The 9,187-nt window shown below is 38.9% G+C and carries 5 protein-coding genes; 2 read left to right on the top strand and 3 right to left on the bottom strand.

Annotation, left to right across the window (positions count from 1 at the left end; all coding sequences use genetic code 11):
• Positions 1 to 306 precede the first annotated feature (306 nt).
• A complete protein-coding gene (locus SINDD18_RS00725; RefSeq protein WP_000672677.1) occupies positions 307 to 2,289 on the bottom strand; it encodes a peptide ABC transporter substrate-binding protein in 1,983 nt (660 codons plus the stop codon).
• 223 nt (positions 2,290 to 2,512) lie between these two features.
• Here SINDD18_RS00725 and SINDD18_RS00720 point away from each other — a divergent pair, with 223 nt between their 5' ends.
• Positions 2,513 to 2,995: an S-ribosylhomocysteine lyase gene (locus SINDD18_RS00720; protein ID WP_000032544.1), complete on the top strand. Its 483-nt coding sequence runs from the start codon at positions 2,513 to 2,515 to the stop codon at positions 2,993 to 2,995.
• A gap of 54 nt (positions 2,996 to 3,049) precedes the next feature.
• Here the strand turns inward: SINDD18_RS00720 and SINDD18_RS00715 are convergent, their stop codons facing one another.
• Entirely contained in the window at positions 3,050 to 5,152 is a 2,103-nt protein-coding gene (locus SINDD18_RS00715; RefSeq protein WP_061862731.1) for an AAA family ATPase, read from the bottom strand.
• Between the two features lie 403 nt (positions 5,153 to 5,555).
• On the bottom strand, positions 5,556 to 7,871 hold the full coding sequence (gene pflB / locus SINDD18_RS00710) for a formate C-acetyltransferase (RefSeq protein ID WP_061862730.1): 2,316 nt from the start codon (positions 7,869 to 7,871) through the stop codon (positions 5,556 to 5,558).
• Between the two features lie 237 nt (positions 7,872 to 8,108).
• On the opposite strand from pflB, the gene dinB reads away from it, so the two are divergent.
• Positions 8,109 to 9,170, top strand: a complete 1,062-nt coding sequence (dinB, locus tag SINDD18_RS00705) for a DNA polymerase IV (protein WP_061862729.1) — start codon at positions 8,109 to 8,111, stop codon at positions 9,168 to 9,170.
• Positions 9,171 to 9,187 lie beyond the last annotated feature (17 nt).

Raw genomic sequence — 9,187 nt, 5'->3', positions numbered from 1 at the left:
CCACACCTCAGTTTTTTCTATATAGTTTCTATCAAACTTTTTAAAAATATGTAGAGAAACAACTGAACAGGTTAAATACCTCAATCACAACCTTATCCCAAACACATGATAAATAGTCGGGAAAACTGTTTAATATTATAGATAAAAGATACCTTATTTTTATGTAGTTTATCTATGAACAGGGGCGTGACTTAAAAAGTCTAATCTACTACTTCAATGCAGGGATTAAACCAATAATCAACATGCTAAACTAAAGTCTCAGGAAGGGTATCAAAAGGCCAGACTTTTTGTCCGGCCTCTTTTTTATTATTTAACATGATTTGCAAGGTCTTCTTGCGCTTTTTTATTAGATTCTTCTTTTTCTTTCTTCCATTTATCTTGAGCTTTTTGATATTCATCAGCAGTTACTGGCTTATCTTGAAGTTCAAGGTATTTGTACAAGAGTGCTTCACTTGTTCCCTTGTTACCTGAGTAAGCAAATGGAAGTGTGAATGGCACCATCTTAGACAACATTGGACGTCCAGTTTGAGAAGTTGTTGGAATAATCAAAGCACTATCTGTCAACCAAGCTTGGGCCGCAGCATATTTATCATAACGTTTTGAAACGTCAGTGTCTTCATTTCCAGCTTCAACAACCATCTTTTCGTAATCTTCTAAACCAACTTGTTTAGCAGCTGCATTGTTTGTGCCCGAATCAAATCCTAGGTAAGTCTTAGTATTTTCACCTACTGATGGTTTGATGATATCAAGGTAAGTAGATGGGTCGATGTAGTCTGGAGACCAACCAACGTTATCTGAAAGGTCCCAATCTTCACCGGCAGCCGTTTCAGCAAAGTAAGTAACATTGAGGACTTCATCTTTTTGAAGTTGTTGGATATCAATAACGACATTGTCAGTTCCTAACGTTGCTTCAAGTGATTGTTTCAATGATTGAACACGTTGAACTTTTGTAGTATTCGTTTGGTCAACTGGCATATCCAAGTGGATTGGGAATTGAACACCCTCTGCTTGGAGAGCTGTCTTAGCCTTAGCAAATTCTGCTTTCGCTTTTTCAGGATTGTAAAGACCATCTTGAGCGTCATCTAGATTGACATCTTTCCACTCATCACCATAGGTCACCAATTTTTCCTTAACTAATTCACCAAAGTTTTTACCATCTGCTTGAACAAATGTTGGTGGTACGAACAAGTTACGAAGAAGTTTGCTTGCTCCGCTTTCTCCATTAACTTGAGAAGCATAAGCTGTTCTATCAAAACCAAAAGCAATAGCCTGACGGAAGTCTTTGTTAAGAAGAGCTTTCTTAGTTGAAGTCTTTTGCTCGTCTGTAGTCTTAGAAGTATATTTGTAAGACTGACGGTCAATATTTGTACCAACTAAGAAGGTTGAAGAATCTTGTGGTGTATAAACGATATTGTCTTTAAACTCTTTTTCAAGTTCAGAGTAGCTTCCACTTGTTGGGAAGAGACGAGCCATTGAGAAGCCGCCATCCTTAAAGGTTTCTGCAAGTTTGTTATTGTCTTGACCATCCCAGAATGAAAGTTTTACTTTATCAATATGAACATTGTCCTTATCCCAGTAGTTTGGATTCTTTTCAAATTCTACTGAAGATTTTGCTACTAATGATTTCAACAAGAAAGGACCATTATAAAGGATACTGCTTGGATCAGTTGCTTTGGCAAAGTCACTTCCTTTAGAAGTAAGGAATTCTTCATTGACTGGTGCAAGAATTCCCATGGTTGTCTTAGAGTTCCAGAAGCTTTCTGGTTTGTTCAAAGTGTATTGAACTGTTTGATCATCTACAGCCTTGATTCCAACTTCTGAGAAGTCTTTAACTTCACCTTTTACATAAGCATCAAGACCTTTAATAGATTCTTGAACAAGATAAAGGGCTTCTGACTTATTATCAGCCGCATATTTAAGACCTGTTACAAAGTCTTGCGCTTTCACTGGCGCATACTCTTCGCCTTCAGAAGTATACCACTTAGCATCCTTACGGATTGTGTAAGTGTAAGTTAACCCGTCTTTAGACACTGACCAATCTTCCGCCAAAGATGGCACGAAGTTACCGTAGCGGTCATTCTCCATCAAACCGTCAATAACATTACTTGTGATATTAGCAACCGCAGCCTTACCAGTTGTCAAATAGTTTAGGCTGTCTGGGTCAGTTTCATAAACATAAGAAAAAGTTTTCTCACCTTTTGCACTAGAGCCTGAACCTGAACAAGCTGCCAAAACACCTGACGCTAACAGAGTCACTCCTGCTAGGGCCATTACTTTTGAAAATTTCATAATAAACTCCTTTATGACTTTTTATACATTATAGTCCCTTTTTTGCTAAGTGTCAATACAATTTTCAGAATTTTTCAAATTGAATTGAAAACAATTGCCATTTTAAAATTATTTTTTACAATCAGTCACTTTTATGGCATTCATATTTGAAAAATCTCTTTGTTAGCAGTTTTCAAGTAAATCTTTATGATATAATGAAAGGAGAAAATTGAAAGGAAATACCATGTCAAAAGAAGTTATTGTTGAAAGTTTTGAACTGGATCACACCATTGTCAAAGCACCGTATGTCCGTTTAATCGGAGAAGAAACAGGTCCTAAGGGAGATATCATTTCTAACTTTGATATTCGCTTGGTTCAACCAAACGAAGACTCAATCCCTACTGCTGGTCTTCATACAATCGAGCACCTCTTAGCCAAACTCATCCGTACTCGCATTGACGGGATGATTGATTGTTCACCATTTGGGTGTCGTACAGGTTTCCATATGATTATGTGGGGACGTCATACTAGCGCAGAAATCGCTGCTGTCATCAAGGATTCATTGAAAGAAATCGCTGAAACAACAACTTGGGAAGATGTCCCAGGAACAACCATTGAGTCTTGTGGTAACTACAAGGATCATAGCCTTTTCTCTGCTAAGGAATGGGCAAAATTGATTCTTGAACAAGGAATCTCAGATGATGCCTTTGAGCGTCATGTCATTTAACACAAAAGAACCAGCTTTTCAGCTGGTTCCTTTTTTGATTCGCAAAACTTTGATTTAGGCTTTTTCACGAATGACCAAGACACCATCTTCCATGTCGGCTTCAAGGTGTTTAGCATCAAGATTATCCAAGTGGAAGTCTGTTACTTTGTCACGGATTTGTTGTTCAACTACTCGACGGAGTGGACGAACACCCATGACTTCATCATAACCTTCTTCAGTCATGTATTCTTTGGCAGCTTCGCTCACCGCCAAGTCGATTTCTTTCTTAGCAAGTGTCTTATTGACATCAATCAACATCAAATCGACAATCTTAGAAAGGTCTTCCTTGCTCAAGTGTGAGAATTCAATCACAGCGTTGAAACGGTTCAAGAATTCTGGACGGAAGTAAGGTTTCAAACGATCCATGAGTTCTGGTTTATCCGCATCTTCTGTCAAGTTAGCTTCGTAACCAAAGCCTGCATTTGAAGTGGCGATAATCACTGTATTCTTGAAGTTTACAGTGTTACCTTGACCGTCTGTTAAACGACCATCATCCAATACTTGAAGAAGAAGAGTAATCACTTGAGGGTCAGCCTTTTCAATTTCGTCGAGAAGGACGATTGAGTAAGGGTTACGGCGAACACGTTCTGTCAAAGTATTGCTATTGTCATCATAACCAACATAACCAGCTGTTGTACCAATCAATTTAGAAACAGCTGTACGGTCGCTGTATTCTGACATATCCAAACGGATGATAGCATCCTTAGTTCCGAACATATCAAGTGCTAATTGTTTAGCCAACTCAGTTTTACCAACACCAGTTGGACCTACAAAGAGGAAGCTACCGATTGGACGGTTTCCTTCATCAAAACCTGCACGATTACGACGGATAGCACGTGCTACTGCTTCAACAGCCTTATCTTGGCCGATAACCTTAGTTTGCAAACGGTGACCCATATCTTTCAAACGTTCGATATCAGTAGCACCCATTTGTGATACTGGAATACCAGTCATACGTTCTACAGACTCAGCTACGTCATTAACAGTCGCTGTCACCTTGTGATCTTCAGTATGGTTGGCAATTTGTTTTTCAAGTTCTTCGATACGAATTTTTGCATTAAGGGCTGCTTCGTAATCTTCTTTGGCTGCTGCAGCTTCTTGTTTAGCTTTTTCTTCTTCAATTTCATGTTCCACAGCATGCACATCTGTCACTGGGTGTTGAGCTGCCAAGTGAGCAGCTGTCACGTCGACTAGGTCGATAGCCTTATCTGGCAAGCTACGTTGCGGAATATATTGAACAGAGTAATCAACAGCCGCTTTCAATACTTCATCTGGCAAAATAACATTGTGGTGTTGTTGATAAAGGTCACGAATACCTTGAAGAATCTTGAAAGTATCTTCAGCAGATGGAGCATTAACTTTTACTTCGTTGAAACGACGAGCTAGAGCAGCATTTTTCAAAATAGTGTTGCGATATTCATCTTGAGTTGTTGCACCAATCACTGTCAATTCCCCGCGTGAAAGAGCTGGTTTCAAGATATCAGCAAGACCTTTAGATCCTTGACCATCCCCTGTGCTACCTGCACCAAGGATTTGGTGGATTTCATCGAAGAAGAGGATAATATTTCCAGCTTCTTTAACCTCGTTTACCAGGTTTTGAATGTTTTCTTCAAAGCTACCACGGTATTGAGTACCAGCTTCAAGTCCAGAAATATCAATTGAAATGATTTCTTTGTTCTTGATTGCTGCTGGAACGTCTCCATTCACAATAGCTTGGGCCAAACCTTCAACTACTGCTGTTTTACCAACACCAGCATCACCGACAAGAACTGGATTGTTTTTTGTACGACGTGAAAGAATTTCAGAAGTTTCTTGAATTTCTTTATTACGTCCGATGACCGGATCCAATTTTCCTTCACGAGCTTCTTCGGTTAAGTTGCGACCAAGTTTTGCAAGGATCCCATCTTGTTTCATTCCTTTACCTTGATGGTGTTGCATTTGCTCGCTTCCTTCATTTGGAAGTTGACCAGTTTGGCGGTAAATAGCGAATTCTTCTGGTGTCACTTCACGACCGTTAATCAAGTAACGACGGTTTTCTGAACTGTATCCACGCATACCGCCCATTAATTGGTTAAATAAATCATCCATGTTGTTAAAGTTATTAAAGTTGTTGTTCATATTTCATACCTCGTTTGTTTTCAAATTTACTTAGTCAAAACAATTTGACTTTCTCTGACCTTTGTTTTAAAAAATTTAGACTAGCTATTTGCTACTCTACGTATAATTTCAGGTTTTTCTTTATCCAATACAGGTTTTGTGATTGGACTTCTAAAAATACTAATGTTCATCATAGGTTGTACCTCTTTTCTAGGTTTTACCCATACTTTGACCTTAAGATAAATTACATAATCACCTTAAAATCAAGGTTTTCTAAGGATTTCCTTATCCTTATGTTCTTAGTATATCACTTTGGTCAGTAATAGTCAAGGGATTTGACCAATTTTGACCAACTTTTTTTAAATATTTTTTTATACCAAAAAACCAGTCAAAATGACTGGTTTTTATTTACTATTTATGAATCTTAGCTCAATGCATCATCCATTGAAAGAACTTCGTGGAAGACACGTTGTGTCAATTCAGTTTTTTGTTCTGGAGTGAGGTACTTAGTATTTACACAGTATCCTGAGATACGTACGATTACGTCTTCACCTGACATGATCTTTTCGTAAACATCGTTCAAGTCCATAACGTTCAAGTTAACGTGTTGTCCACCATTTTCGAAGTAACCATCAAGAATTGTTACCAAGTTATCAACTTGTTCGTCACGAGTTTTACCAAGAGCACGTGGTGATACTTGAGTTGTCAATGAGATACCATCAGCTGCGTAACCAAAGTCAAGGCTAGCAAGTGAGTTCAAGTTTTGCAACCATCCACCTTTAGCTTTGTTAGATGGGTTAGCACCTGGTGAGAAGAATTCAAGTTTAGACAAGTTCACTGAACCATCTTCGTTGAGGTATACACCTTTGTGGACTGGTGAGTTACCAGTTTGTTTAGAGTAAGCAACGTTAGATGTGATTGTCAAAAGTGATACTGTAGCTTCTGCATTCTTGTAAAGTTTGTGGCTACGTAGACGAGTTGTGTAAGCTTCGATCAACCATTCTGCCAATTCGTTTGAACGTGGGTCATCTTCACCCCAACGTGGGTATTCACCGATTGTTTCGTAATCGTAGATGTAGCCATTTTCATCACGGATTGGTTTAACTGTAGCGTATTTGATAGCTGACAATGTGTCAACAGTGTTAGCGAATCCACAGATACCGAATCCCATGTTAGCACGTTGTTTAGTTGGCAAGAAGGCCATTTGAACAGCTTCGTAGTTGTACTTATCAGTCATGTAGTGGATGATGTTCAAAGCATCTACGTAAGTGTCTGTCAACCAGTCAAGAGATTTTTCAAAGTTAGCTTTAACTGATTCGAATTCAAGAACTTCGTCACGGATTGGTTCGATGTCAAATACTTTGTAGTCTTTATGAACATCGTCGTAACCACCGTTCAAACCAGTAAGAAGAGCTTTAAGAACGTTAACGCGAGCACCGAAGTACTGGATGTTGTGACGTTGTTCTTCGTTTTCTGGGTCAAGTGGAGATACACAACATGAGATACAGCTCATTTCACCATATCCATCTTTAGCCATTGTTGTTACACCTTCGTATTGGATTGAAGAGTGTTTGTGGCTCATGTGCATACAGTAGCGACGGAAATTGTATGGCAATTTGTCAGTCCAAAGAACTGTCAAGTTTGGTTCTGGAGAGTTACCGATGTTGTCAAGAGTATTCAAGAAACGGTAGTCCATCTTAGTAACACGGTGACGACCGTCGTTACCCATACCAGCCATAGAAGTTGTGATGAAAGTTGGGTCACCTGAGTACAATTGGTCATAAGCTTTTGTACGAGCAAATTTAACTGTACGAAGTTTCATAACGAAATCATCAACAAATTCTTGGATTTCTGATTCAGTAAATGTACCACGAGCAAGGTCACGTTCTGCAAAGATATCCAATACGATTGGCACACGTCCAAGAGATGTAGCCGCACCATTGATAACACGGCAGACAGACATAAAGGCAATGTTAACCCATTGGATAGCTTCTTTAACGTTCATCGCTGGTTTACGAACATCAACTCCGTAAAGGTCACCTAAGCGTACAACTTGTTGCAATGCTTGATATTGAAGGTTGATTTCTTCACGAAGACGGATTGTTTCTTCATCGATTTCTTCGATTGAGTTCCAGTCGTTTACTTTTTCTTGCATCAAGTAGTCTGCACCGTAAAGAGCAAGACGTGCATAAACACCGATGATACGTCCACGTGAGTATGCATCTGGAAGACCAGTTACAGTGTGAGCGTGACGAGCACGACGGATGTTTGAAGTGTAAGCACGGAAGATACCGTCGTTAACAGTTGTTACATATTTTGTGAAAATTTCGTGAACAGCTGGATCTGGTTCGTATCCGTTTTCTTTCAAAGTAGTTTCAGCCATACGGATACCACCTTTTGGCATGAAGTTCAATTTGAAGAGTTCGTCATTTTGGATACCGAAGATAACTTCGTTTTCTTTGTCGATGAATCCTGCAGGGATGTCAGCGATAGACGTTGGACGAGTGTCCATTGGGAAACGAGTTTCTTCGTAGTGTGCTTTAGTTTCTTCTACGATTTTTTTGATGTGAAGTGAACGCTCTGTTGGTCCTGCAAGGAAGCTTTCATCTCCATCATAAGGTGTGTAGTTAGCTTGTACAAAGCGTGATACACTTGCTTTTTCTTTCCAGTCAACACCTTTAAAGCCTTCCCAGGCTTTGTCAAAAATGTCCTGTGCTTCAACAACTGTCTTAACAACCATGTTAATGTCCTCTTTTTTCTTTCTAGTAACAGTCATCTGTTACATTCATGTATTCAGTATAACACACAGTAAACGATTTCAACAACTAAAAACTCACTTTTTAAACACTTTCTTTTCTAATACAGTTCAAAATTTGCGACGAACTGTATTATATTTTTGAAAGAGATTATTTGATTTTCATTTTTTCAGAAAAAGAGTATAATAAAATTAGACAAACTAGCACTGAGAGGTTTCTCCATGTTGATTTTTCCACTAATGAATGATTTATCTCGTAAAATCATCCATATTGACATGGATGCCTTTTTTGCTGCTGTTGAAATTCGAGACAATCCCGAACTTAAAGGGAAGCCGGTTGTGATTGGTAGTGACCCTAGAAAAACTGGTGGTCGAGGAGTTGTTTCTACCTGTAGCTATGAAGCGCGAGTCTTTGGCATCCACTCAGCTATGAGTTCTAAAGAAGCCTATGAACGTTGCCCCCAAGCTATTTTCATATCTGGAAACTACGAAAAATATACTGCTGTCGGTCAACAGATTCGAGCTCTTTTCAAACGTTATACGGATAATATCGAGCCTATGAGTATCGATGAAGCTTATCTAGACGTGACTGAAAACAAACTCGGCATCAAGTCCGCTGTAAAAATCGCTCGACTAATTCAACAAGATATTTGGAATGAACTTCATTTGACCGCTTCTGCTGGTGTGTCTTACAATAAATTCTTAGCTAAAATAGCCAGCGATTACCAAAAACCTCGAGGCCTAACAGTTATTCTCCCTGATGAAGCTGAAGATTTTCTTAGACAAATGGATATCGCTAAATTCCACGGTGTAGGAAAGAAAACAGTTGAAAAATTGCATCAAATGGGCGTATTCACAGGAGCTGATCTTTTAAAAATTTCTGAAATTAGTCTCATTGACCGTTTTGGTCGACTCGGTTTTGACCTGTATCGCAAGGCTCGTGGCATTGATAATTCTCCCGTCAAATCCAATCGCATTCGTAAGTCTATCGGAAAAGAAAAAACTTATAGTAAGATTCTCAATCTAGAAGAAGATATCAAAAAAGAGCTAACCCTCCTTTCGGAAAGAGTTGCCCTAAGTCTTCAAAAACATGAAAAATCTGGAAAGATTGTTATTTTAAAAATCCGCTATGCTGACTTTTCTACAATGACTAAGCGGAAAAGCTTATCTCAAAAGATCCAAGATGCTGAAACTATTTCACAAATGGCTATCCAACTTTACGAATCTCTGACAGATAAAGATAAAGACGTTCGCTTATTGGGTGTCACTGTGACTGGATTTTAAAACCTTGAAGGAAACGG

This window comes from Streptococcus infantis (genome assembly GCF_001579645.1).
GTDB classification, from domain to species: domain Bacteria; phylum Bacillota; class Bacilli; order Lactobacillales; family Streptococcaceae; genus Streptococcus; species Streptococcus infantis_E.
The sequence above is the reverse complement of the archived record's forward strand: the minus strand, read 5'-3'. Positions and strand labels throughout refer to the sequence as shown.